The organism is Bifidobacterium pullorum subsp. saeculare (genome assembly GCF_016899725.1).
In the GTDB taxonomy this organism is placed as follows: domain Bacteria; phylum Actinomycetota; class Actinomycetes; order Actinomycetales; family Bifidobacteriaceae; genus Bifidobacterium; species Bifidobacterium pullorum_C.
This window is the reverse complement of sequence record NZ_JACLYU010000002.1, coordinates 212,963-238,094: the sequence shown is the minus strand read 5'-3', so window position 1 is coordinate 238,094 and position 25,132 is coordinate 212,963. Positions and strand designations below refer to the sequence as shown.

Here is a 25,132-nt window from a genome sequence, read left to right as displayed (position 1 = left end):
ACGGACAGGTGCGGCGCATGGCACGGCATGCGGCGCAGGCCTGTGCGCTGAGCGAGAGCCTGGGGTGCGAGGCGTCGCTCACCTTGGAGGCGGTGCTGGCCTCGTACCGGCGCGAACGGCTGGCCGAGGAGCGGCGCCGGCAGGCGATGGCCGCGCCCGAGGCCACGATCCGTCTGCTCACAGCCCTGCCCGCGGTGACAGTGGCGCTGGGCGAGATGCTCGGGGCGAGTCCCGTGGCGTTTCTGTTCGGGTCGGCGCGGGGTGTGGCGTGCCTGGCGCTGGGCGCGGCCTGGTACGGCATCGGCTTGGTGTGGGTGCGGCGGCTGCTGCGCACTCTGCGGCGAAGGGAGGCGTCATGCTGACGGTGCTGGCGGCGGGGGCGGCGGCCGGAGCGGTCTGGCTGTGGCTGGGCCGGCGTCGCCATGCGGGAAGCCGGGTGCGCGAGCCGCCGTTGGCCGCAGGCCCGGGCACGGCCGCCTCCGAGAGCGCCCCGCCTTCCGACGTGGCGGAGACGATGCTGGCCTTGGAGATGCTGCGCGTCGCGGTGGCGCAGGGGGCGTCCCTCTCCCATGCGCTGGATGCGGTCGGCGGGGCCGTCGGCGGCGAACTGGGGGCGTCCCTCGCCCATGCCAGCCGGGCGTTGGACCGGGGCGTGCCGTGGCATGAGGCTTGGGTCGGGGCCCAAGGCGGCGCCACCTCCGGCGTGACCGCCGTCCTGGAACGGACGCTGGAGACGTCATGGACGCATGGTGCCTCCCCCGTCCAGCCGCTGGCCTTGGCGGCCGAACGCCTCGACCAGGACGAGCGCGCGGCCATCGAGCGGACCGCGGGCAAGCTCACCGTGCGTCTGCTCCTGCCCACCGGTCTGTGCTTCCTGCCGGCGTTCGTCTTCATCGGGGTGATTCCGGCCATCGCCTCGTTCGTATGGTGAGCGGGCATGGCGCAGCGGCGTCCCGCCGGGAACCGCCGCGGCGCCATCCCGGCCGCGGAGGAACCAGGAGGAATGTGAACTCACGCTGAATTATCGGGACGCACAGGCGCGCATCGGCGCGTCGGCGCATACCATGGGAGGTTATGGCACAGATTTTTGACGCACCTTCGAAGGCGATCCTGCGTAGCCAGATCGCCGAGCATATCGCCGAGACGGATAAGAACGACCGGCGCGAGACGATGGAAGGCGAGGCGCCTCTGCCCGAGGACCGCTTCTTCGACCGCGAGCTGAGCTGGCTGAAGTTCAACAAGCGCGTGCTGGAGCTCGCCGAGGACGAGGACCAGCCGCTGCTCGAGCGCACCAACTTCGCCGCGATCTTCGCGAACAACCTCGACGAGTTCTTCATGGTCCGCGTGGCCGGGCTCAAGCGCCGCATCGACTCGGGCATCGCCGTGCCCTCGCCGGCCGGCCTGAGCCCGCGCCAGCAGCTGCGCGCCATCAGCGAGCATGCGCATCGCCTGCAGGACGAGCACGCGCACTATGTGATCGAGCACATCCTGCCGGCCCTGGCCAAGGAGCGCGTGGTGCTGCTGAGCTGGGACAAGCTCACCACGGCCGAGCAGGAGCGCCTGTCGCGCTACTACCGCCAGCAGGTGTTCCCGGTGCTCACGCCGCTGGCGGTGGACCCGGCCCACCCGTTCCCGTACATCTCGGGCGGCTCGATCAACCTCGCGGTGTTGGTGGAGAACCCGACCAGCGGCAAGTCGCACTTCGCGCGTGTGAAGATCCCGGGCAACCTCAACCGCCTCGTGCCGGTGGACGACATGACCGACGAGGAGTCGAGCGAGGAGCGCTACGGCTTCATCACGATGGAAAACCTCATCATCGCGCATCTGGAGTCGCTGTTCCCGGGCATGATCATCAAGGAGGCCCGCTCCTTCCGCGTGACCCGCAACGAGGACATCGACGTGGAGGAGGATGACGCCGAGAACCTCCTCAACGCGATGGAGAAGGAGCTGCTGCGCCGCCGCTTCGGACCGCCGATCCGCCTGGAGATCTCCGACCAGACCAGCCCGTTCCTCTCCCAGCTGCTCGCCGCCCAGCTCGGCGTGAACGCGGAGGAGGTGTACCGTCTGCCGGCGCCGCTGGACATGACCGTGCTCTTCGAGCTCGGCGGCATCGACCGCCCGGACCTGAAGAACAAGCCGTTCATCCCCACGACGAACCGTCAGATCGCCGAGGTGGAGTCGAGCCGGGCGCAGGACATCTTCGCCGCCATCCGCGAGCGCGACATCCTGCTGCACCACCCCTACGACTCCTTCTCGACCTCCGTGCAGGCCTTCCTGGCCCAGGCGGCGGCCGACCCGAAGGTGCTGGCCATCAAGCAGACGCTGTACCGCACGAGCTCGAACTCGCCGATCATCGACGCGCTCATCGACGCCGCGCACGCCGGCAAGCAGGTGCTGGCGCTGGTGGAGATCAAGGCGCGCTTCGACGAGGACGCGAACATCGCGTGGGCCCGCAAGCTGGAGCGCGCCGGCGTGCACGTGGTGTACGGCATCGTGGGCCTCAAGACCCACTGCAAGCTCATCGAGGTGGTGCGCCAGGAGTCCGACGGCCTGCGCCGCTACTGCCACGTGGGCACAGGCAACTACAACCCGAAGACCGCCCGCCTGTACACCGACCTGGGCCTGCTGACCTGCGACCCGGTGGTGGGCCAGGACCTGACGCGCCTGTTCAACCAGCTTTCCGGCTACGCGCCGAAGTCGAGCTTCCACCGTCTGCTGGTGGCGCCGCGCACCGTGCGCACCGGCCTGATCCAGCGCATCCGCCGCGAGGAGGACGCCGCCCGCGCCGGCAAGGAGGCGTGGATCAAGATCAAGGTGAACTCCGTGGTGGACGAGAAGACGATCGACGCACTGTACCGCGCCAGCCAGGCCGGCGTGAAGATCGACATCGTGGAGCGCGGCATCTGCACGCTGAAGCCCGGCGTGCCCGGACTGTCGGAGAACATCCGCGTGCGTTCGATCCTCGGCCGATTCCTGGAGCACAGCCGCATCTACGCGTTCTGCAACTCGGACGGCCCGCAGATCGGCGAGGGCCCGGCCTCCGGCCCGGAGGTGTGGATCGGCTCGGCCGACCTCATGCACCGCAACCTCGACCGCCGCGTCGAGGCGCTGGTGCGCATCACCGCCCCGGAGCAGGTGGACGAGCTCATCAAGTACGTGGACCTGCAGATGGCCGATTCCACGGCCTCCTGGCATATGCAGCCGGATGGCTCGTACATCCGCCATGCCAAGGACGAGGAGGGCCGCCCGCTGGTGGACAGCCAGGAGTACCTGATCCGCAAGCATCAGCGCCGCCGCAGCTCCAGCAACTGACGGCCGGCATGCGGCCATGCATCGTCCGATGGCCGGCTCCCGCCACGGAGCCGGCCATCGGCGTCTTGAACCACCTACAATGGGGGCACGATGGCAAACGACAAGATGAGACGGATCGTCGAGGCCGCGGGAGGCATCCTGTGGCGCGTGCGCGGCGGCCAAGGCGGGGAGGACCTCGCCCATATCACCCCGGGCGACATCCTCGAGCGCATCGAGGTGTGCCTGGTGCACCGGCCGAAGTACGACGACTGGAGCTGGCCGAAGGGCAAGGTCGACCCCAACGAGACGCACCGTCACACGGCGGTGCGTGAGATCGGCGAGGAGACCGGGCTGCCGGTGACGCTGGGCCCCTATCTGGGCGAGGTGGAGTATCCGCTCACCGAGGAGGGCCGCCGCAACCGCCACAGCACGGACCGCACGCGCGACGCGAAGCATATCCTCTACTGGATGGCCACGCCCATCCGCCCCGAGGACGCCCAGCGCCTCGCCGCCGCGTTCGGCCCCGTGCACCGCGCCGACGAAGGCGAGATCGACAAGGTGCTGTGGCTCTCCCCCGCCGAGGCGCGCCGCAAACTCACCCATTCCAGTGACCGCGACGTGCTCGCCTTGTTCGTGGACCGCATCGAGGAGGGCGCGGCCACGGCGGTGCCGTTCCTCATCGTGCGCCATGCGAAGGCCGAGGCCCGCAAGACCTGGAAGGGCACGGACGCGAACCGTCCCATCACGCCCAAGGGCGCCTCCGCCGCCTATTCGCTCACCTACGAGCTGTCCTGCTATAACCCGGAGCGCCTGGCCACCTCGCCCTGGACCCGCTGCCAGGAGACGCTGCAGATGCTCTCCTGGGAGACCGGCATGCCGTTGGAGCCGCTGCCCCCGCTCACCGAGGACGCCTTCGCCGCCGATCCGGACGCCGCGTGGGCGTGTCTGCGCGGCGAGCTCGTCCGCACGCTCGAAACCGGCCGCACTGTGGCCGTGTGCATGCACCGACCGGTCATCGGCGGCATGTTCGGGCATTTGCGCGCCCTATGCGCCTCGAAGGCTTTGGCCAAGCGCCTCATCGCCAAATCCCCGTACATGCCCACCGGCACCGCGCTGGTCCTGTTCGCCGTTCCCACGCCGAAAGGCCCCAAGATCATCGACATCCAAAAGGTCGCGCCCCTTGTCTACTAGCATGTCCACTGATTCGATTCACACCGCGTCCGGTTCCATCGTCGCCAGCCGTACCGCCGGATTCGTCCGCACCGGTTCGCCCCGCCCCTCCCGCCCCGGTCAGCTCGACCCCGCCGTGGCCGACGGTCTGGCCGGCGGCGCCGACCCCGCGGCGGTCAACGAGATGAGCCATCTGTCCGCCGCCGCGTTGCTCGACCGCGTGCGCCACAGCGAAAATCCCGAGGTGGTGCGCCGCGTGCTCACGCTGGTGGAGACCCAGGGCGTGGACGAGATCGCCGAGCTGTGGAGCGACGCCGCGGCCGATTCCCTGCCGGGCATCCTGTGGCGCCTGTACATGCTGCGCACCTGGATGCGCTTGCACCGCGAGCCCATCGCCCGCCTGTGGCGCGTGGGCGAGCCGGTGGCCACCTCCGTCTCCGCGATCGCCGGCATCGCCGAGGCGCCGGACGAGGACGACATCGCCCGCCTGGCCGATTCCATCCTGTCCGGTGCGTTCACCGGCGACTTCGCGGTCGCCTTGGAGCGCGCCGCCGCCTTCACCGACGTGGTGGCGCTGGGGTTGCGTGTGGAGGCCAAGCGTATGACGGCGCAGGCCGCGGCGATGGAAGCCAACGCCGGCGCCCGCACCAAGCAGGCCCGCACCACGGCCGCGCGTCTACTGCACACGGCCGGCAACCTCCTGACCACCGCCCGCGACTTCCGCCACGGCGCGGCCCTGTGGCGCCGCGGCAAGCTCGAGTAACCCATCAGGCCAGGCGGACGCGCAATCAGTCCTATGAGTCCTATAGGAACATGGCCATCCACAGGGGCAGGACCTCGACCGTACCGCCGATCGTGCCGACGTTGCCGGGCGACAGCTTGATGCCGTGCCTGACGCCGTAGTTCTCGATGAGCGAGCGCATGGACTTGGCCTGGCGGTTGGCCGAGGCCTTCACCTCCACGGCCGTGGCCATGTCGTGGTAGCGGATGAAGAAGTCCATCTCCAGCCGGCTGTTCTTCTCGAAGTAGTACAGCCGCTTGCCCTGCTTGGCGAACATGTCGCCCACGATGTTCTCGTAGATCGCGCCCTTGTAGATACCGAGGTCCTTGTTGACCACCACGTCGCGCTGGGCGCCGTCCTCCAGCATGGCCATGAGCAACCCCGTGTCACGCATGTACACCTTGAACCGGGCGTTGTCCGCGTTGTCTTCCAGCGGCAGTTCGGGTTTGGTCAGGCAATGGCAGAAGTTGACGATGCCCGCGTCATATAGCCATTGCAAGCTGCCGGCGTATTTGCGGGCGCCGCTGCCCGACCCGCTGCCGATGGCGGTGCCCGGGTCGTACAACGACCAGGACGACGTGGCGGACCTGCGCGCGCACTACGGCTGGGTCGTCTACCAGCGCACGGTCACACTGCCCGAGCGCCTGGGCCGCGGCCAGCGCGTGGTGCTGCGCTTCGACGCGGCCACGCACCGGGCCGAGGTGTTCCTCAACGGCGAGCGCCTGGGCGGGCATGTCGGCGGCTTCCTGCCCTTCGAATTCGACGTGACCGGCCGGCTGCGCGAGGGGGCGAACCTGCTGACGGTGGCGGTGGACAACCGCGTCAACCAGTCCACGCTGCCGGTGGGCAACGAGGGCGGCGTCGCGTTCTTCGGCTCGGACAACGCGGGCATCCCCTCGGTGGAGGCCGCCAAGCGGCACGCCCGGCCGCAGAATCTGCCGAACTTCGACTTCTTCAATTATGCGGGCCTCAACCGCCACGTCGAGCTGGCGCTGATGCCGGCCGCCGCCTATATCGAGGACGTGACGGTCGTCACCACGTCGATCGGAGACGACGGGGACGACGCCACCGGGGCCGGCGACGGCGCTGCCGCCGGCCCGCGCCGCGTCGCCGCCCGGGCCGACCTGCGCGTCGATGTCGCGGCCGCCGGCCCGCAGGCCGAGGGCGCCGCCGTGCGCATCGGCATCGTCGACGAGGACGGCCGCGAGGTCGCCGCCGTCCATGCCACGGTGAGGAACGGCCACGCCGCCGGCACCGTGGCCGTGGAGCGGGCGCGCCTGTGGAATCCGGGCGCGGCCTACCTGTACACCGCCCGCATCACGCTGACGCCGGCCGGAGGCGACGCCGACGCCGCCGACGAATACCTCCAGACCTTCGGCATCCGCACGGTCGCGGTGGAGGGCACGAGGTTCCTGATCAACGGGCGTCCGTTCTATTTCAAGGGCGCGGCCAAGCACGAGGACCCCTTCTTCCATGGGCGCGGCACCGACCCGGTGCTCAATGTGAAGGACCTGTCACTGTTCCGCTGGCTGGGCGCAGTACCGCAATCCCGTGGTCCAGGCGCATCACCGCGACGTGGTCCGCGCCATGATCGGCCGCGACAAGAACCATCCGTGCGTGGTCATGTGGTCGCTGGCCAACGAGCCGAGGCTCGACGGCGACCACGGCGACATGGCGCAGTCGCGGCTGGCGCACGACTACTTCCTGCCGCTGCACGCCCTGGCGCATGAGCTCGCCCCGCAGAACCGCCCGGTCACGCTGGTGACCTGCCAGAACGACTACACGAAGGACCTCACCACCCGCTGCATGGACGTGGTGTGCCTCAACCGCTACTACGGCTGGTACAACCTTTCGGGCGACCTCGACGCCGCGCGCGAGGCGCTGGACATCGAGCTCGATTTCTGGGACGGCGTGGGCAAGCCCGTCATGTTCACCGAGTACGGCGCGGACACGATCGAGGGCTACCACGGCACGCATGGCGAGATGTTCAGCGAGGAATTCCAGCGCGACTTCTACGCGATGAGCGACGCGGCCTTCGACCGGCGCCCCTGGCTGGTGGGCGAGCAGCTGTGGAACTTCGCTGATTTCTCCACCATCCAGGGGCCGATGCGCGTGGAAGGCAACCGCAAGGGCATCCTCACGCGCGACCGCCAGCCCAAGCTCGCCGCCCACTGGCTGCGCGAACGCTGGCACGCGATCCCCGACTTCGGCTACAAGGCCTGACCGGCCGGAGCCCGGCATGCCATGGCGCGTGCGGCGCCGGACCCCGCGTGTGGCGGCGCGGAATCCCCTATACTGGGTTCCGCGCCGGGCCGTGCTTAAGCCCCGGGCTCCATTTTCTGCCGCCGCGAGCGGCCCTTGCGCCGACAGGCGCTTTCATGGTCCGGCGCATTCCTTTCTCCTCCGATGCCGCCGATGGTCTCCGAATGCCACCGGATGCCACCGGCCGCCACCACATGCCATCAGGCCGCCCCTCCTACACGGTGTTGAACAACGTGCCGGAGAAGCTGTCGCGGTACCGGGTGGGGGTGACCCCCATACGGCGTTTGAACACACGCATGAAATACCGGGGGTCCGCGTACCCGCATTCAGCCGCCACCTGAGTCACCGGCAGCGCGGTGGATCCCAGCAGATCGCAGGCATGGCTCATGCGGTCGGCCGTGATCTGGTCATGGATGCCCATGCCATAGGCGCGGGGGTGCGGTCGAAAGGTTGGACGCGTGGGTGTCTGGATTGGAGTCCGATAGGTATGGCGAGGAGCAGCGTCGCAGGGCGGTCGATCTGTATTTCCGGGATGGCATGTCGTTGAGGAGGACGATCGCGGCGCCGGGCCATCCGTCCGAGGCGGGGCTGGCGAACTGGGTGTCCCGCGATCCGCGGCATTCCGGGAGGCGGCGTGTGCCGTATACGCTTGATGCCAGGGCGGGGGCCGCCAGGCGCGTGATCGCCGGGGAGAGCCGCGCCGCCGTCGCCAGGGACGTCGGCCGCTCGCCGACGGGCGCGGGGAGGCGGGCCGAGGCGTTCGAGGGGGAAGGAATCGGCGGGCCCATGGCGAGGGAGCGCGACGTCCGCGCCGCTCGGCCGGACGACGGCTGCGACGATCCGGCCGAGCCGAGGCGGAGGATGGCGGAGCTGCGTCCGGAGAACGCGGTGACGAGGGAGACCATCGGCATTCCAAAGGCCGGCGACCCGCGTCCCGTCCCGGAGGGGCCGGCGAACCGGGAGAAGACGCGGGCCGTGGAACGGGTCAGGGGCGGGTCCGGTCCCGCCGCCGCCCCCGGCGCGACGGGTCCCGGGCGCGGCGCCCACCACTGCCAGCGCGCGGCCATGGAGGCCGGCGACAGGCATGCCGTCCCGCGCGGACGGATACGCGCCCTGTCCGAGAGGGGCGGGCGCGTGCGGGGCTACCGCGCCATCCATGCCATGCCGCGGCGGGACGGGACGGACCCGCCGGCCGTCTCGGAGAAGGCGGCGCGCCGCATCATGGGCGAGGAGGGGCCGCGGCCCGTGTGCCCGAAGAGGCCCAGGCGGCGGAGCCCCCACAGGGGGGAGCCGTCCGAGGCGCCCGCCAACCTCGTGGAGCGCGACTTCCACGCCGGGGCGCCGAACCGGCCGTGGCCGACGGACGCCACCCGGTCCGCCATGGACGGCTACAAGCGCCGGCCGTCCCCGGTCATCGACCGCTTCGACGGCATGGTCGTCTCCCGGAGGCTGTCGCGCAGCCCGGACGCGGCCATGGCCGACGGCATGCCGCTCGACGCCATCGCCACGCCCGCGCCCGGCGAGACACCGACGGCCCACTCGGACCGGGGCTGTCACCACCGGCGGCCCGGATGGATCCGCATCCGCGAGGAACACGGGCTGGTCCGGTCCATGAGCGCCAAGGGCCGCGGCCCCGACAACGCCGCCGCCGAGGGATCCTTCGGCAGGCCCAGGAACGAATTCCTCCACTGCCGCGACCGGAAGGACGTGGCCTACGACGAGTTCCACGGGCGGCTCGCCGCCTACCTGACCCACCACAATGAGACACGCACCAAGAAATCCCCGGGCCGGCAGAGCCCCGTGCAATACCGCAGAAGCCTTGGACTGGCCGCACGACCATCCAAAAAAACATCCGCACCCCCCTGCCGGTCCGCACCATGCATAGCAGGGTGCCGAAAACGAGAGACGCAGCTATGGGAACTGCCGCGTACAGGAGTGTGGACGGCACATGCGCCAGGAGCCCGGGGACGATGGAATGTCAGAATCCCGATGGCATGGCAGCCGTCCTATGATTCCCGCGGTGCCACGCCAAGCTGACGCGCCAGCGCGAAGTCGTCCTGATGGAAGTAACGCTGGTTGAGCTTGGGCAGGGTGCCGTCGTCGACGAGCCGGTCGATGGCGCCATCCACCGCATGGCGCAGGTCCCGCTGGCTGTTGTCGTACAGGATGACGGTGCCCGCGGCATCGACCGGGGCAGTGACCTTCATGGGGAAGCCCAGCGAGTCTGCCACCCCGTCGTATTGGGCCTTGGACAGGTACACGGCGTCATAGGTGCCATCGTGCACGGCCCTGAACATGTCCGGAAAGGTCTCTTGGCTGGTGACCGTCGGCACGGTGATCGATATGTCGGGGTGGCGCTTCAGCCAGGCTTGGATCGCGGTGTACCGGCCATCCGTGGGCACAATGGGGTCAAGTGTCTTGCCATCGAGGTCCTGCAGCGAATCGATGGGACTTTCCTCGGGGACGACGAGATTCATGAAGTAGTAGTCGTACGGCTTGGACAGCAGATACTGCTTGGCGCGGGCCGGGGTGGCGAAGAACGCGCCGATCAGTGCGTCATAGCGACCTTGCTTCGTGCCGGCCAACGCTGTCTGGTAGTCCACGGACGAGTATTCGAACCGGTAACCGCCGAGCTCGCGGTCAAGGGCCTTGAGCACGTCGACGTCGAATCCCTTGGGCGTGCCATCTTCACCGGCGTACGAATACGGCGGATCCTGCGTTTCCAAAGCGAAACGGACAACGGTCGCGCCGTCGCCGGACGCCGATGGCGAGGAGCCGCAGGCCGAAAGCGGAGCGGTTGCGATTATCACGGCCACTGCGGCGGCGATGGTGAATGGTTTGACTGTCATGAGATTCCCCCTCTCTGTTGACGTTGCCCATGAGCCTATCGGCCGATGCCATCTGACGTGCAGGCCCGGTCATCCCCTTTGCTTATGGACGGTTATCGCGGTCATCGGCTGGGGTTATGACATGTGCCTACGGTGGTCGTACAATGGGCGGCGCCAGCCCCAATCCCTGTGAAGGAGCGCCGATGAAGGCCGTGTACGCATCCGGCATCGATGCCGTGAACCCCCTGGACGTGCTGACGGTGGGCGAGCAGCCCGGACCCGAGGCCCGTCCGTACTGGTCGCCGATCCAAGTCAAGGCGGTCACCGTCAACCACCATGACGTCTGGAGTCTCAAAGGCGTGGGCCTGGCCGCCTCCCAATGCCCGATGATCCTGGGAACCGACGCCGCCGGCGTGCTCATGGAGGACATCCCCGGCAGGCACGGTCTCAAGGCCGGCGCCGAGGTGGTCCCCTACACCGTCGTCGGATCCGACGGCAACGGCGTCGCCCCCGGCGAACGCCGTTCCATCCTCTCCGAGCGCTACCCGGGCACGATGGCCGAGATAACGGCCGTGCCCTCCGCCAACGTGCTGCCCAAACCCGCGAACCTGACGATGGCCGAGGCCGCCGCGCTCGGCACGAGCTGGCTGACCGCCTACTCGCTGGTCTTCGCCTCGGCGGGCGTGCGCCCCGGTGACACGATCCTCGTGCAGGGCGCGGGCGGCGGCGTGTCCACCGCGGCCATCCAGCTCGCACACGCGGCCGGGCTGGAGGTGTTCGTCACCTCCCGGTCCGAGGCCAAGCGCGCCAAGGCGCTCGCCATCGGTGCCGACCTGGCCGTCGGCGCCGGCGAACGTCTGCCGCGCAAGGTGGACGCGGTCATCGAATCCGTCGGCGCCGCCACCTGGGCCCATTCGGTGCGCTCGGTGCGCCCCGGCGGCACGATCGCCGTGTGCGGGGCCACCACCGGCGACCAGCCCGGCGCCGAGCTGACGCGCGTGTTCTTCCAGGACATCCGCGTGCAGGGCACCACGATGGGCACGCGTGAGGATTTCGCCCGCCTGCTGCGCTTCGTGGAGCACGCCGACCTGCACCCGGTGCTCGACACGACGTACCACGGGCTCGACCAGGCGCCGGAGGCGTTCCGCCGCGTCATGGACGGCGACTTGTTCGGCAAGGCCGCCATCGAGCTGTGAGCCGGGCCGGCCCGGCGGCCGCCCGCCGGGCCGGGGAGGCGTATAGTGAACTCGTATTCTCAATAACGCGGAGGTAATGATAATGACCGAAGGAACCACGCCCGAAGTCGCCGTGATCATGGGATCGGCGAGCGACTGGGAGACGATGAAGCACGCCTGCGAGATCCTCGACCGCTTCCAGGTGCCGTACCTCAAGCAGGTCGTCTCCGCCCACCGCACCCCCGAGCTCATGGCCGAGTTCGCGCACAACGCGCGCGAGGCCGGCCTCAAGGTCATCATCGCCGGCGCCGGCGGCGCCGCCCACCTGCCCGGCATGGTCGCCGCGCAGACCACGCTGCCCGTCATCGGCGTGCCGGTGCGCTCGCATGCGCTCTCCGGCTGGGATTCGCTGCTGTCCATCGTGCAGATGCCCGGCGGCATCCCGGTGGCCACCACCGCCGTCGGCAACTCCGGCGCCACGAACGCCGGCCTGCTGGCCGTGCAGATGCTCTCGGCCTTCGATCCGAGGCTGGCGGACGCGCTCGCCGACTACCGCGAAGAACTCAAGGAGAAGGTGACCGAATCCAATGCCCAGCTTGTCTGAGGAAACCCAGGGCCGCAAGGCCATGCTGCTGCCCGGTGACACAATCGGCATCGTCGGCGGCGGCCAGCTCGGGCGCATGATGGCCCTGTCCGCCCGCTACATGGGGTTCAAGGTCGGCGTGCTCGACCCGACCCCCGACTGCCCGACCGCGCAGGTCGCCGACTTCCAGGTGACCGCCGAATACGACGATCGCTCCGCCATCCACGAGCTGGCCGAGAGAAGCGACGTGCTCACCTACGAGTTCGAGAACGTGGACGCCGACGCCATCGACGCGGTGCGCGGCATCGCCGCGGCCCCGCAGGGCACCGACCTGCTGCGCGTGACGCAGAACCGCGTGCGCGAGAAGCGGTTCATCAACGACCATGGCACGCCGACCGCGCCGTGGCGCGCCGTGAACAGCACTGAGGAGCTGGACGCCGCGCTGGACGAGATCCACTACCCGGCCGTGCTCAAGACCTGCGAGGGCGGCTACGACGGCCACGGCCAGACCGTGCTGCGCTCCGACGCGGACCTGGAGAAGGTGCGGGCGCGCGCCGACCGCGGCGGCGGCTTCCCGCCGTCCATCCTCGAGGGCTTCGTCGACTTCGCCTTCGAGGCGTCGATCCTCGTCTCCGGCAACGGCCGCGACTACGTGACCTTCCCGATCGTGCGCAACGAACACCGCCACAACATCCTGCACATGACCATCGCCCCCGCCGAGGTGAGCGCCGAGGTGGCCCGCGAGGCGCACGAGCTCGCCATCCGCCTGGCCCGGGGCTTCGAACTGGCCGGCACGCTGGCGATCGAGCTGTTCGTCACCAAGGACGACCGCGTCATCGTCAACGAGCTCGCCCCCCGGCCGCACAACTCCGGTCACTACACGATCGAGGCGTGCTCCTTCGATCAGTTCGACGCGCATATCCGCGGCATCGCCGGCTGGCCGCTCGAGCAGCCGCGGCTGCTGAGCCCCGCCGTCATGGTCAACGTGCTCGGCCAGCATGTGGAGCCCACGCGCGCGCTCATCAAGGACCATCCGGAGTGGAACGTGCACGACTACGGCAAGGCCGAGGTGCGCCACGACCGCAAGATGGGCCACATCACCGTGCTCACCGACGACCCCGCCCGCACCGTCTCCGAGCTGGAGGCCACCGGCTGCTGGGACGACCTCAAGGTGGCGTGAGACCGGCCATGAGCGAACGCACCGAACGCAACACCCGGCAGAAAGACGCGATCCGTTCCGAGCTGCGGGAGTGCAACGGGTTCATCTCCGCCCAGGAGCTGTTCCGCCGGCTCGAGGACGCCGGCGAGAAGGTCGGCCTGGCCACCGTGTACCGCCAGTTGAACGCCTTGGCGGACGCCGGCGAGGCCGACACCGTGCGTCTCGACGGCCAGCAACTGTTCCGCCTGTGCGGCGACGACGGCCACCACCATCACCTGGTGTGCCGCAACTGCGGCCGCACCGTGGAGATCGAGCCGCCCAGCGAGACCTGGCTGCGCGGCATCGCCGACCGCCACGGCTTCACCGTCGAACGCCACACGCTCGAGGTGTTCGGCCTGTGCCCCGAATGCCGCGGGGAGAATCCCCGGGAGTAGCCAGGCCCGTTGTCCGGAACAGGCCGTGTCTCCCGCTGCAGGCGGGATGGATTGGCCCCCCCCCGCCGGCGGGGCTGTCAGCGAAGCTGACTGGGGGTGGAGAGCGGGCCATCAGCCACCCTCAGTCACGCTGCGGCACGGTTCTACGGGCGGATGTGTTCCCGTATCATTCCGGGCAGCGTGCGGTGCTTGTGCGGCGAACCGTACTCTTACGTCCGCTCAGCGTACGGTTTGCCGTATACAGGTGAATTCAGTGCGGCGAACCGTACTCTTACGCGCCGTCACAGTACGGTTTGCCGCATGGCCTTCGTGTCAGTACGGCGAACCGTACGCTTACTGCTAGTCAGCGTACGGTTCGCCGTGCAGGGGTACGGTTCGCCGTATGGAATCGCGGGCCCCTGCGTCTGTGCATGCGAAGGGCGAAGAAGACGGCGACACATCGGAACATCTTCAAATTGATAATAGTTCTCATTATGTGTTATGGTGATTCTCGGACGCCGGGGAATCCCCGGCATGTAGAGAGGAACACCCCATGTCATTCGCATCCATCGCCAAGCGCGCCCTGGCCGCCCTGACCGCCGGCGCGGCGCTCGTCTCCCTCGCCGCCTGCGGATCGCAGCACGCCGGCTCCGGCGACGCCGGCGCGGACAAACTCGAGGTCGTCGCCTCGATCAACCAGTGGGGCTCGGTCGCCCAGGCGCTCGGCGGCGACCTGGTCGATGTCACCGCCATCATGACCTCCACGAATGTGGAGGCGCACGACTACGAGCCGACGACCGGGGACATCGCGGCCTTCAGCAAGGCGGACGTGGCCGTGGTCAACGGCGCCGACTACGACCCGTGGGCCTCCAAGGCCGCCGACGGCACCAAGGCCACGCTGGTCGACGCGGCCAAGGCGGGCGGCATCAAGGAGGGCGGCAACCCGCACGTCTGGTTCTCCTCCAAGGTGCGCGTCGCCACCGCCGACGCCATCACCGCCGCCTACAAGAAGGCGATGCCGGAGCACCAGGCGCAGTTCGACAAGCTCAACAAGGCCTGGCATGAGCAGTCCGAGGCACTCGAGTCCAAGATCAAGGACGCGTCGGCCACGCTCAAGGGTCTGCCCTACGCGGCCACCGAATCCGTCGCCTGGTACCTGGCCGACGACCTGGGCATGACCGACGCCACGCCCAAGGGCTACGCCACGGCCTCGGCCAACGAATCCGAGCCGAGCCCCGCCGATATCAAGGCCTTCACCGACGCGCTCGCCTCCGGCTCCATCAAGATGCTCGTGTTCAACTCGCAGGAGTCCGACTCCACCACCGACTATCTCACCAGCGCCGCCAAGGCCGCCGATGTGCCGATCGTCGACCTCACCGAGCAGATGCCCAAGCAGTACACCGATCTGCTCGACTGGATGACCACGCTGGTCGGTGACTTCGCCGACGCCGTCCGGTGAGCCGCCCGGGGAACGAATCGGGGACCGCTCCGGGACCAATCAGGGGAGCGCGCGGGGTGCCGCGCCTCCCCGTGCGCATATCGTGGTCGAAGAAGTGCGGAAGTGGTGGCGAAGACCGCTCCGCCAAGTGAATTGTCAGGAAACACCAGCACAATGAAACGTTGACTGTGCCGAAGCAGACCATCCGCCCGGCATGGGCGGGGGAGGCGCGGCACGCACGCCATCGACCATCGATGCGAAGAATCGAAAGGCTATGAGCGAGACTGTGAACGAACGTCAGGCACCCCAGGGCGGGGACATCGAGGAACTGCACATCGCGCGCCCCGGCGGCGCGGACGGCGGCGCCCGGGCGGACGGCGGATCCCGGCGCCGCGCCAAGCGCATGCTCGGCGTGATGCGCAAGGAGCGCTGGATGTTCCCCGGATGGCTGTACGCGGTCATCTTCGTGGCTGTGGACGCCGTCTGCGTCGGCATCCTCGAATGGGGCGTGTCCCTGTCGGCCACGCGCGTGCAGCTCTCCAGCCCCACCGTCGGCTGGGGCTTCCTCACCAAGATGTTCACGCAGGCGAACTTCGTCTGCGTGCTCAACATGCTGCTGCTCGGCATCGTGTACCTGGCGCTGCTCATGCTGTTCAACCGCTTCTGGATCGCCACGCCGCTCATCCTGGCCCTGGCCATCATCATCGCGGTCATCGAGCATTTCAAGGTGTCCATCCGCTACGAGGCGATCCTGCCCGCCGACCTGAGCTTCCTCAAGGCCGACGCTGGCAACCTCATGAGCTTCATGCCGCCGGGGGCGCACTGGGTGGTCCTCGGCGCCGCGGTCGCCGGCGTGGCGCTGTTCGCCCTGTGCTGGGTGCTGTACTGGCTCGACGGCCGCCACGGCCGCGTGTTCCGCTCCGGCGCCGACCCGCGCCGCACCGCGCTGAACACCGTGTGCCGCCTGCTGCTCATCATCGTGCCCGGCGGCTTCCTCACGCTGTACACGATGCAGGTGAGTACCGTCGGCTCCTGGGCCAAGTCCTTCTCCTCCGCGATGGGCGACATCCCCTCGATGTGGGACTCCGTGTACGACGCCCAGCGTAACGGCCCCCTGGTCGCCTTCCTGCGCCAGCTCAACCCGAAGGTGATGGACAAGCCGGCCGACTATTCCGAGGAGACGATGCGGCAGGTGGCGGCGCGCTACGAGAAGGCCGCCGACCAGATCAACCGGACCCGCTCGGCGAACATGACCGACTCCTCGGTGGTCTACATCCTGTCCGAATCGTTCTCCGACCCGGCGCGCGTGCCCGGCCTGAAGATGAACCAGGACGCGATGCCGCAGATCCGCCAGATCAAGGAGCACACCACCTCCGGCCTCATGCTCTCCTCCGGCTACGGCGGCGGCACCGCCAACCTCGAGTACATGGGGCTGACCGGCCTGTCGATGGCCAACTTCGACTCCTCCCTGACCAGCCCGTACCAGCAGCTCGTGCCCACCGAGCACTGGATGCCCACGATCAACCAGATGTGGGGCGCGCCGAAGCATTCGATCGGCCTGCACCCGTACGAATCGAGCATGTACTCGCGCGCCACGAACTACAAGAAGTTCGGCTTCGGCAAGTTCTACACGCTGACCGGCCCGGACGTCATCTCCCATCAGGACAAGCTCGGCTCCAGCCCCTACGTCTCGGACGCGGCCTCCTACCAGAGCACGCTCGAGGAGCTCAGGAAAACCGACAAGCCGCAGTTCCTGCAGCTCATCACCATGCAGAACCACATGCCGTACCACGAGTGGTATCCGGACAACGAGTTCCACGCCGAGTCCACTACCGGCACGCCGCTGGAGAAGGACGAGCGCATGTCCATCGAGACCTACGCCAAGGGCGCCGAGATCACCGACCAGGCCACCAAGGAGTTCCTCGACGAGCTGGACAAGCTCGACAAGCCCGTCACCGTGGTCTTCTACGGCGACCACCTGCCCGGCATCTACTCCTCCGCCAGCCAGGACGAGAACAACTCGCTCGCCCTGCACCTGACCGACTACTTCATCTGGTCGAACCAGGCCTCCGCCAGCCATGGCACGAAGATCGGCGACGACGAGTACTCCTCGCCGAACTTCTTCATCGCCCAGGCCGCCGAGCATATGGACGCCAAGGTCTCCCCGTACATCGCGTTCCTCACCGAGCTACACGCCAAGGTGGCCGCGATGGAACCGCCCGTGGTCAACAAGATCCAGGGCTGGAACCAGATCCCCGAGGGCAGCGACATCTACCTCGACCCGGAGGGCAAGCCGATGAACCCCGAGGACTTCGACGCCGCCACCAAGCGTCTGGTGGACGACTACCGGCTCATCCAGTACGACATCACCGACGGGGCCAACTACCTCAAGGACACCGACTTCATGAACCTGCCGGAGTGACGCCGGCACCCACGCATCCGGACCTAGGAAGGAAGACGCCCATGACCACCAAGCTCATCCTCGACCTCGACACCGGCATCGACGACGCGCTGGCCATCGCCTACGCGCTGGGCAGCCCCGACGCCGAGCTCCTCGCCATCACCGGCACCTTCGGCAACGTGACCGTCGACCAGGGCGTGCGCAACGCGCTCGCCGTCACCGAGCTGCTCGGCCATCCCGAGGTGAAGGTGTACCGGGGCCTGCCCCACGCCAGCCGGGTCGGCTCCTTCGCGGTGAGCGAAGGCACCCGCCGCATCCACGGCGCCAACGGCATCGGCGAGGTGACCATCCCCGAGCCCACCCGCGGGCCGGAATCCGAACCGGCCGTCGACTTCATCATCGACGCCGCCGCCACCTACGGCAAGGACCTGGTCATCGTGCCCACCGGCGCGATGACGACTATCGCCGCCGCGCTCGCCAAGGCCCCCGGGATCAAGGACCAGGTCGGCGGCATCGTGATGATGGGCGGCGCGCTCACCGTCGCCGGCAACGTCAGTGCCTGGGCCGAGGCGAACATCGCCCAGGACCCGGACGCCGCCGACAGCCTGTTCCGCTCCGGCGCGCCCGTGACGATGGTCGGCCTCGACGTGACGCTCAGAACGCTGCTCACCACGGCCGAGACGCGCACCTGGCGCGCCCTGGGCACTCCCGCCGGCGACTTCCTCGCCGACATGACCGACTACTACATCGGCGCCTACGCCGCCATCGCGCCCCACCTCGGCGGCTGCGGCCTGCACGACCCGCTGGCCGTCGCCACCGCCCTCGACCCGACGCTGGTGGACACGCTGCCCATCAACATGCGCGTGGACGTGGACGGCCCCACCCGCGGCCGCACCATCGGCGACCCCGCCCGCCTCAACGATCCCGTCGCAACCACGCTCGCCGCGGTCGACGTGGACGTGCCCCGTTTCCTCGGCCGCTTCATGGAACGCATCACCGCCCTCGCCCGCGGCGAGCGCTGAGCCGCGCCGCCGACGGGCGGCGGTACAGTGGAGGGCATGCCATGCACCACTATCCTCGTTGGCAGGAACGCCAGCTATGACGGGTCCACGCTGGTGGCCCGCAACGACGACTCCGGCTCCGGCCGCTACGACCCCAAGCGCTTCGTCGCGGTGAACCCCGCCGACCAGCCGCGCCACTACCGGGCCGAGATTAGCCATATCGAAATCGACCTGCCGGACGACCCCTGCCGCTACGCCATCGTGCCGAACGCGCTGCCCGGGCGCGGCGTGCTCGCCGAGGCCGGCGCCAACATCCACAACGTGGCGATGAGCGCCACCGAAACCATCGCCGTCAACGAGCGCGTGCTCGGCGCCGACCCGATGGTCGAGCTCATGCCGGCCGTCGGCACGCCCGGCGAGCCCGGCTACCGCCCCGAGGCGCCCGGCGGCATCGGCGAGGAGGACTTCATCAGCCTCGTCCTGCCGTATGTGGCCACCGCGCGCGAGGGCGTGCTCCGCCTCGGCGCGCTGCTCGAGGAGCACGGCACCTACGAGGCCAACGGCATCGCGATCAGCGACGCCGACGAGATCTGGTACGTCGAGACGATCGGTGGCCACCATTGGATCGCCCGCCGCGTGCCCGACGACTGCTACGCCGCGATCCCCAACCAGCTCGGCCTCGACGACTTCGACCTCGACGACGCGCTGGGCGAGGGACGCGAGCACCTGTGCAGCGCCGACCTGCGCGAGTTCATCCGCGACTTCGATCTCGACGTGACCATGGACGCGGCCGGGCCCGGCTTCGGCGCCGCCCCGGCGGGGGAGGGGCCGCGCCGCTTCAACCCGCGCGCGCTGTTCGGCACCCGCACCGAGAAGGACCACATCTACAACACGCCGCGCGCCTGGTACATGCACCGTTACCTCAACCCCAGCGAGGACTGGGATTCGCCGCAGGCCGCCTACCACCCCGAATCCGACGACCTGCCCTGGTGCCGCCGGCCGGAGCGCAAGGTGAGCATCGAGGACATCGACGCCCTCATGTCCTCCCACTTCGAAGGCACCTCCTACGACCCGTACGGCCGCAAGGGCGACGAACGCACCCGGCGCATGTACCGGCCGATCGGCATCAACCGCACCGGCCATCTGGTGGCGCTCCAGGTGCGCGGCCGCGTGCCCGAGCCGCTGCGCAGCGTGATGTGGATCGCCTACGGCTCCCAGCCGCACACCGCGCTCGCCCCGTTCTACGCGAACGTGACCGGCACGCCGGAGTATCTGAGCAACACCGGCGCCGAGGTGAGCACCGAGTCGCTGTATTGGACGAACCGCATCGTCGCCGCGCTCGCCGACGCCCACCACACGGACAATTCCAATGCGATCGAGCACTACCGCGAGGACGTGCTCGCGCACGGCCACGCGCATATGCACGCCACCGACCGCGCGGTGGCGGCCGATGCCGCCGGAAGCGGCGCCGCGGCGATGGACGCCACCGCCCCGGCGCTCGAGCGGGCCAACGAGGCGATGGCCTCCTGGCTCAAGGCCCGCACGTCCAAGCTGCTCGGCGAGGTGCTGTACACCACGAGCAATCTCATGCGCAACGCCTTCCGCATGTCCGACCGCTAGCCGGCATGCGGCGGGGCCGTGGCCGGACGCCTGGCGTGCCGGCCGCGGCTCACTCGCGCACGAGCTTGATGTGCTCCACGTCCTTGCGCTTGGAACGGCGGTAGAGCACGAAGCGGTTGCCGATGGTCTGCACGACCTCGGCGCCGAGCTGGCCGGCCATGTTCCCGGCGGCCTCCTTGGCGGTCAGGCCGGAGCCGTCCTGCACGGCGAGCTTGACGAGCTCGTGCTTGTCCAGGGTTTCGCTCGCCTGCTTGACCACGGTGTCGGTGACGTCGTTCTTGCCGACGAACACCATCGGCTTCAACTGGTTGGCGAGGGCGCGCAGCTGCTTGGTCTGCTTCTTGGTCAGGGCCATGGGTCTCTTCCTGTTCTGGGCTCACCGGACGCCCACCCAGCCTACACTGACCCCGCGCCGCCTCAGGAGGCGAGGAACGCCGGGATGGCCTCGGCGGCCGCGTAGCCGGCGCGGTACATGCGCTCCAGGCCCTCGTAGGACTTCGACAGCGTGGACAGGCCGTACAGGTCCTCCGGCGCGAGGATGAGCACGCGGCCCTCCTGCTCGTACCGCTTGGCCAGCGCCACCTCGTCGTTGTACGTCCGGTACCGTTCCAACAGCCGTTCGGCGGCGGCCGGGTACGTGTGCCTGAGGATGCGGGCCGGCATCACGTCCTTCTTCTGCTCGCGCAGCACATCCTTCAACCGGGTGAGGATCACGACCACGCGGTCGGCGCCGTCGTCGAGGGCCTTCTGCACCGGGACCGGATCGGCGATGCCGCCGTCGAAGTACGGCACGCCGTCGACCACATACGGCTCGCAGGCCACCGGCACCGCGGAGGAGGCCTTGACGATGTCGTAGTCGTCCTGGTGCAGGCGAGACTTGTCGAAGTACTTGGTGGAGCCGTCACGGGCGTCGCAGGCCACCACTGTGAAGCCGGCGGGATTGGCGGCGATCGCCTGGTAATCGAGCGGGTTCTCGCCGTCGTGGTTGGACAGTGTGCCGTAGATGTAGTCGAGGTTCGCGAAGTTGTGGTGGCGCACGAAGCTGTCCACGCTCGCGTACTCCTTGCGGAACGCGTACTGCGTGTAGAACGTGTGGTTGCGCCCGTTCTGGCGCGCCAGATACGAGGTGAGGTTCGCCGCGCCCGCCGACACCCCGTAGCAGTGGTCGAAGTCGATGCCGTGGTCGAGCAGATGGTCCATCACGCCGCAGCCGAAGATGGCGCGGAAGCCGCCGCCCACGTCGACGAGTGCGGTGCGATGCGTTGTGGTGTGCTGTTGGGTCATATGCCTATTCTTTCCGTATGTCTCCCCGGTGGATCCGCGCGGCGTCCGCATGGCGGTACGCCGCCGCTCACTGCCTGCGCATGAGCAGTTCGCGCGATAGGTCCATGAGCCGGGGGTCGGGGGAGGAGTTCATGAGCTTGACCGAGCCGGCCGCCGTGGCCGGCGCGAGCATGCGCCGTTCGGCCAGCACCTCCTTGAGATGGTGGACGGTCCCGGCGTTGCCGTCGATGATGGCCGCGGTCTCCGGCAGCAGCTCGCGGAAATAGCCGCGGTAGAACACGAAATGCGTGCAGCCGAGCACCACCGAGTCGATCGCCGCCAGGTCGTAGCAGTCGAAGTAGCCGTGCAGCGTGCGCATGACCAGGTCGTGGTCGTCGAGCCGGCCCGACTCCACGATCTCCACAAGCTGCGGGCATGGCTCACGGTAGATGGTGTGGTCCGCCTTGAACCGGTCCATCAGGGCCGCGAACTTGTGTTCGCGCAGCGTCAGCGGAGTGGCGGCCACGATCACGCGCTGCCGGTGCCCATGGCCCCGGTCGCAGGCCACTTTGAGCGCCGGCTCCATGCCGATGATCGGAATGTCGTAGGTGGCGCGCAGCTCGTTCACCGAGGCGCTGGTGGCGGTGTTGCAGGCGATGACGACGGCCTTGACCCCCTGGCGCACGAAGCGGTCCACGATCGCGAAGCTCAGCTTGCGCACCTGCTCCGGCGTCTTGGTGCCGTAGGGAGCGTTCGCCGAGTCGCCGAAATACAGCACGCGTTCGCCGGGCAGGTCCTTCCTGAGCTGCCGGACGACCGAGATGCCGCCCAGTCCCGAATCGAACACTCCGATCGGTGCCGTCGTATCCATCGTGCCTCCTTGGTTGCAATCCCTCCCAGCCTACTCCCGGATGTCCGACGCACCTCGGGCGGGTGTGACGGGGGTGTCGGCCGGAGCGGCGGCGCCCGCCGCGGCTAAGCTTAGGGCCCATGAGCATTCCCCAGCGCGTCACCAAGGCGCATGCCACCGGCAACGACTTCGTCCTCTACCTCGACGCCGCGGGCGACCGCGAGCCCACCGCCGCGGAGGTCCGCTTCCTGTGCGACCGTCACTTCGGCGTCGGCGGCGACGGCCTCATCCGCCTCACCCGGCCCGACGCCGTGGCCGACCTCACCGCCGCCCAGCGCGAGGCCTGCGCGCAGGGCGGCGCCGAATGGTTCATGGACTACCGCAACGCGGACGGTTCCCTGGCGGAGATGTGCGGCAACGGCACCCGCGCCACCGCGCTGTTCGCCCGCCGCGCCGGTCTGTTCGCCGGCGGCACGTTCCGCCTCGGCACCCGCGCCGGCGTCAAGGAGCTCGCCTACCTGGGCGACCTGGAACCCTATGGGCGCGACGTGTTCCGCGTGGACATCGGCGCCTGGAGGATGGGGGAGCGCGGCGCCCACCGCGTCTCGATTCCCGGCACCGAGGGCTCCGCGCCCGGCACCTTCGTGGACATGGGCAACCCGCATGTCGTCGCCATCGTCGGCGCGGCCGCCGGCATCGACCGCACGCCCGCGCTCCGCGAGGCGCTCGCCTGCGCCGGCCTGCCCGACGTGCCCGACCTCGACCTGGCCGTCAAACCCGTGGTCAGCCCGGCCATCCCCACCGACCAGAACGTCGAGTTCGTCCGCATCGACGCCTTGGGCGAGGACGCCGGCGCCGCCACGATGCGCGTCAACGAGCGCGGCTGCGGCGAGACGCTCTCCTGCGGCACCGGCCTGTGCGCCACCGCCGTCACGCTGCGCGCCCACACCGGCGTCGGCGTGTGGGACATCACCGTGCGCGGCGGCGTGCTGCGCGTCGAGGTCAGCGACGGGGACGTGCGCCTCACCGGCTCCGCCACCCTTGTGGCCGACCTCGACCTGCTCTGACGGCCGCTCTGACGGCTGAGGCCCGCCGGCGGCTCACAGGGAGCCGAAGCCGACCGGATGGGAGGTCTCGGAGCCGATGATCGCGTAGCCGAGCGCGCCGGCCGGCACGATGATGTGACGGCCCTTCCCATCGGTCAGGTTCAACGTAGCGCCGTGCTCCACCGCGTCCGCGATGGCCTGGCCGACCTCGTCGGCGCTGGCGTCGGTGGAGAAGTTGACGGGCTTGGTCACGTTCTGGATGCCCAGTTCGATGTCCATTGGCATTGCTCCTTCGTATTCGGTGCTTCTGTGGGGCGTTGCGCCCTTGCCGTCGATTCTGCCGCGGAGGGCGGGCGGCGCGGGCGGGTTACGCGGTGGGCGTGGCGCTGACCGCGGCCTCGCCGGTGTCATGCGTGTCGTCGGCCGTGCCGTCCAGGCCGGCGCGGGCGTCGCGCAGCGCGCGCTCCTCGCGCTCCAGCAACGGGATGGCGATGGTCACCGGGTCATGCGCGTCACGGCCGGTCCGCGGCGTGGCGGGGGTCGCGGTCGGCGTGGCGTCGGCGGTGGCGTCGGCGGCCATGGCTTCGCCGGTGTCATGCGTGTCGTCGGGCAGGTCCGCGATGGCGATCGTCACCGCGGAATCGGCGGCGGCGACGGCGGTGACCGAGGACGAGCCGGTGCGGTCGCCGTCCGCCGTGCGGTCGACGGTCGCGGCCGGCCGCGCGGTCTGGACCGTGGCACGGGCGCGCTCCTCGGCGGCGCGGGCCGCCTGGCGGCGCTCGCCTTCCTTGAGCAGCGTGCCCACCGTGATCGTCGAGGGGTTGGTGGCATCCGACGTGTCGCCGGCGGCGCCCGCCTTGGGGGCGGCCGCGGGCCGCGCGGCCGGCGCCACCGCGGCCAGACGGTGCGCCAGCTGGTCCACCTGGGCCCGGAAGCGGGCGATGGCGGCGCTGTCCGCGCGGCTCAGCGCGCGGATGAAATCGCCCACCTGCTCCATCTGCACCCACAGGTTCGCGCGCAGCATGATGAGGTCGTCCAGACGGTTGCCCATCATGCGGCCGTAGGCGGTGAGCACCGCGTTGCGGTGGTCCTCGTCGAGCTTGGAGAAGATCCAGCCCAGGTCGCGGGCCGGATCGTTGACCTGCATGTCCTGCCAGTTGCCGATCGCGGTGACGGTGGAGCCGGAGAAGCGCACGTCGCCGTCCTCGAATCCGCCGTGTACCATGCAGGTCGCGAACGACCAGAGCCCCTCGGTGTCCACGATGCGCGACCAGCTCGTGGTGATCTCCTGCGGCACATGGCCGGCCTGGCGCAGGTTGGCGATCCAGGCGAGCAGCTGCGCGCGGATCTGGCCGTTGGTGTACACCGGGTACTTCGCCTGGGCGAGGAACGCCGGATTGAGGCGGTGCACTGCGCCGATGGCGGTGCCGATGGCCATGCAGTCGTCATGGGTGAGCAGCGCCAGGTCGCGGGCCTCGCCTTCCTGGTGCTGGAGCACCATCACCGCGGTGCCGCCGGTCGGCCCCTTGCGGCTGTCCTCGGTGCCGCCGGGCACGAAGGCGACCACGCGGTCCATCGCGAAGCCTAGGCCGTTGGGCTCGCGGGCCTCGGCGAGCGTCCGCGCCGCCTGGACCCGCGCCTGCAGACGCTTGCAGGCGGCCTCGTCGTCCGCCGCGTACACGTCGTACATCCTGCCGGCCGCGTCCTGCACCACCGCGCGGTCGATGCCGAGCCTGGCATCGGTGCCGCCGGCCGGAGCCACGGCGCGCACACCGGCCACCGGGACGTTGGGCATGGCGGCCGAGGCGAGCGCCGCCAGCGTCAGGTCGTTACGTTGAGTCACCCTTCCAC

General features: G+C 69.3%; 23 protein-coding genes and 2 pseudogenes. 17 read left to right on the top strand and 8 right to left on the bottom strand.

Annotated elements, in window-relative coordinates:
• The first annotated feature begins 17 nt into the window (after positions 1-17).
• From H7U32_RS10710 to H7U32_RS02370, 5 genes are all read left to right on the top strand, one after another.
• The gene (locus tag H7U32_RS10710) at positions 18-362 is read left to right on the top strand and encodes a hypothetical protein (protein ID WP_239457426.1); all 345 of its coding nucleotides are present in this window, start codon (positions 18-20) and stop codon (positions 360-362) included.
• Positions 356-931: a type II secretion system F family protein gene (locus tag H7U32_RS02385; protein ID WP_204467705.1), complete on the top strand. Its 576-nt coding sequence runs from the start codon at positions 356-358 to the stop codon at positions 929-931. Before H7U32_RS10710 ends, H7U32_RS02385 begins: the two co-directional genes overlap by 7 nt.
• Before the next feature lie 143 nt (positions 932-1,074).
• Entirely contained in the window at positions 1,075-3,312 is a 2,238-nt protein-coding gene (locus H7U32_RS02380; protein ID WP_204467704.1) for an RNA degradosome polyphosphate kinase, read from the top strand.
• A gap of 90 nt (positions 3,313-3,402) precedes the next feature.
• On the top strand, positions 3,403-4,482 hold the full coding sequence (locus tag H7U32_RS02375) for an NUDIX hydrolase (RefSeq protein WP_440201424.1): 1,080 nt from the start codon (positions 3,403-3,405) through the stop codon (positions 4,480-4,482).
• Between the two features lies 1 nt (position 4,483).
• The gene (locus tag H7U32_RS02370; protein ID WP_239457425.1) at positions 4,484-5,224 is read left to right on the top strand and encodes a hypothetical protein; all 741 of its coding nucleotides are present in this window, start codon (positions 4,484-4,486) and stop codon (positions 5,222-5,224) included.
• Between the two features lie 40 nt (positions 5,225-5,264).
• On the opposite strand, the gene H7U32_RS02365 is transcribed toward H7U32_RS02370, so the two are convergent.
• Positions 5,265-5,741: a DUF4143 domain-containing protein gene (locus tag H7U32_RS02365; RefSeq protein WP_204467702.1), complete on the bottom strand. Its 477-nt coding sequence runs from the start codon at positions 5,739-5,741 to the stop codon at positions 5,265-5,267.
• Here H7U32_RS02365 and H7U32_RS10705 point away from each other — a divergent pair.
• Positions 5,635-6,720, top strand: a pseudogene (locus H7U32_RS10705) (sugar-binding domain-containing protein); the annotation flags it as partial. The gene H7U32_RS02365 and the pseudogene H7U32_RS10705 overlap by 107 nt on opposite strands.
• A 109-nt stretch (positions 6,721-6,829) precedes the next feature.
• Positions 6,830-7,465 (top strand): glycoside hydrolase family 2 TIM barrel-domain containing protein, encoded by a 636-nt coding sequence (locus tag H7U32_RS10700; RefSeq protein ID WP_239457424.1) that lies wholly within the window; start codon positions 6,830-6,832, stop codon positions 7,463-7,465.
• A 253-nt stretch (positions 7,466-7,718) separates the two neighbouring features.
• Here H7U32_RS10700 and H7U32_RS02355 read toward each other — a convergent pair whose 3' ends face one another.
• A complete protein-coding gene (locus H7U32_RS02355; protein WP_204467700.1) occupies positions 7,719-7,925 on the bottom strand; it encodes a helix-turn-helix transcriptional regulator in 207 nt (68 codons plus the stop codon).
• 50 nt (positions 7,926-7,975) lie between these two features.
• Between H7U32_RS02355 and H7U32_RS02350 the strand changes: the two are divergent.
• Positions 7,976-9,337 (top strand): annotated as a pseudogene (locus H7U32_RS02350) (IS3 family transposase); the annotation flags it as partial.
• 173 nt (positions 9,338-9,510) lie between these two features.
• Here H7U32_RS02350 and H7U32_RS02345 read toward each other — a convergent pair.
• On the bottom strand, positions 9,511-10,230 hold the full coding sequence (locus H7U32_RS02345) for a transporter substrate-binding domain-containing protein (protein ID WP_239457423.1): 720 nt from the start codon (positions 10,228-10,230) through the stop codon (positions 9,511-9,513).
• A gap of 305 nt (positions 10,231-10,535) precedes the next feature.
• Between H7U32_RS02345 and H7U32_RS02340 the strand changes: the two genes are divergently transcribed.
• The 8 genes from H7U32_RS02340 to H7U32_RS02305 all read left to right on the top strand — a co-directional run bounded on the left by H7U32_RS02340 (position 10,536) and on the right by H7U32_RS02305 (position 20,122).
• On the top strand, positions 10,536-11,528 hold the full coding sequence (locus H7U32_RS02340) for a zinc-binding dehydrogenase (protein ID WP_204467697.1): 993 nt from the start codon (positions 10,536-10,538) through the stop codon (positions 11,526-11,528).
• Positions 11,529-11,610: 82 nt separating this feature from the next.
• Positions 11,611-12,111, top strand: a complete 501-nt coding sequence (gene purE, locus H7U32_RS02335) for a 5-(carboxyamino)imidazole ribonucleotide mutase (protein WP_239457422.1) — start codon at positions 11,611-11,613, stop codon at positions 12,109-12,111.
• On the top strand, positions 12,095-13,270 hold the full coding sequence (gene purK, locus H7U32_RS02330; protein ID WP_204467694.1) for a 5-(carboxyamino)imidazole ribonucleotide synthase: 1,176 nt from the start codon (positions 12,095-12,097) through the stop codon (positions 13,268-13,270). Before purE ends, purK begins: the two co-directional genes overlap by 17 nt.
• 8 nt (positions 13,271-13,278) lie before the next feature.
• The gene (locus tag H7U32_RS02325) at positions 13,279-13,683 is read left to right on the top strand and encodes a Fur family transcriptional regulator (RefSeq protein ID WP_204467692.1); all 405 of its coding nucleotides are present in this window, start codon (positions 13,279-13,281) and stop codon (positions 13,681-13,683) included.
• A gap of 532 nt (positions 13,684-14,215) precedes the next feature.
• On the top strand, positions 14,216-15,121 hold the full coding sequence (locus tag H7U32_RS02320) for a metal ABC transporter solute-binding protein, Zn/Mn family (RefSeq protein ID WP_204467691.1): 906 nt from the start codon (positions 14,216-14,218) through the stop codon (positions 15,119-15,121).
• Positions 15,122-15,374: 253 nt separating this feature from the next.
• Positions 15,375-17,522 carry an LTA synthase family protein gene (locus H7U32_RS02315; protein ID WP_440201423.1) on the top strand — a complete coding sequence of 716 codons (2,148 nt, stop codon included), beginning with the start codon at positions 15,375-15,377 and terminating at the stop codon, positions 17,520-17,522.
• Positions 17,523-17,563: 41 nt separating this feature from the next.
• Positions 17,564-18,523 carry a nucleoside hydrolase gene (locus H7U32_RS02310; RefSeq protein WP_204467689.1) on the top strand — a complete coding sequence of 320 codons (960 nt, stop codon included), beginning with the start codon at positions 17,564-17,566 and terminating at the stop codon, positions 18,521-18,523.
• 36 nt (positions 18,524-18,559) lie between these two features.
• Positions 18,560-20,122: a C69 family dipeptidase gene (locus H7U32_RS02305; RefSeq protein WP_204467687.1), complete on the top strand. Its 1,563-nt coding sequence runs from the start codon at positions 18,560-18,562 to the stop codon at positions 20,120-20,122.
• 49 nt (positions 20,123-20,171) lie between these two features.
• Here the strand turns inward: H7U32_RS02305 and H7U32_RS02300 are convergent, their stop codons facing one another.
• From H7U32_RS02300 to murI, 3 genes are all read right to left on the bottom strand, one after another.
• The gene (locus H7U32_RS02300; RefSeq protein ID WP_204467686.1) at positions 20,172-20,477 is read right to left on the bottom strand and encodes a YhbY family RNA-binding protein; all 306 of its coding nucleotides are present in this window, start codon (positions 20,475-20,477) and stop codon (positions 20,172-20,174) included.
• Positions 20,478-20,539: 62 nt separating this feature from the next.
• On the bottom strand, positions 20,540-21,406 hold the full coding sequence (locus H7U32_RS02295; protein ID WP_204467684.1) for a patatin-like phospholipase family protein: 867 nt from the start codon (positions 21,404-21,406) through the stop codon (positions 20,540-20,542).
• A gap of 67 nt (positions 21,407-21,473) precedes the next feature.
• Positions 21,474-22,256 carry a glutamate racemase gene (murI, locus tag H7U32_RS02290; protein WP_204467683.1) on the bottom strand — a complete coding sequence of 261 codons (783 nt, stop codon included), beginning with the start codon at positions 22,254-22,256 and terminating at the stop codon, positions 21,474-21,476.
• A 119-nt stretch (positions 22,257-22,375) separates the two neighbouring features.
• Here murI and dapF point away from each other — a divergent pair, with 119 nt between their 5' ends.
• Positions 22,376-23,302: a diaminopimelate epimerase gene (dapF, locus tag H7U32_RS02285; RefSeq protein ID WP_204467681.1), complete on the top strand. Its 927-nt coding sequence runs from the start codon at positions 22,376-22,378 to the stop codon at positions 23,300-23,302.
• A gap of 33 nt (positions 23,303-23,335) precedes the next feature.
• Here dapF and H7U32_RS02280 read toward each other — a convergent pair whose 3' ends face one another.
• A complete protein-coding gene (locus H7U32_RS02280; protein ID WP_204467679.1) occupies positions 23,336-23,560 on the bottom strand; it encodes a DUF3107 domain-containing protein in 225 nt (74 codons plus the stop codon).
• An 88-nt stretch (positions 23,561-23,648) separates the two neighbouring features.
• Positions 23,649-25,076 carry a phosphotransferase gene (locus H7U32_RS02275; protein ID WP_204467783.1) on the bottom strand — a complete coding sequence of 476 codons (1,428 nt, stop codon included), beginning with the start codon at positions 25,074-25,076 and terminating at the stop codon, positions 23,649-23,651.
• Between the last annotated feature and the right edge of the window lie 56 nt (positions 25,077-25,132).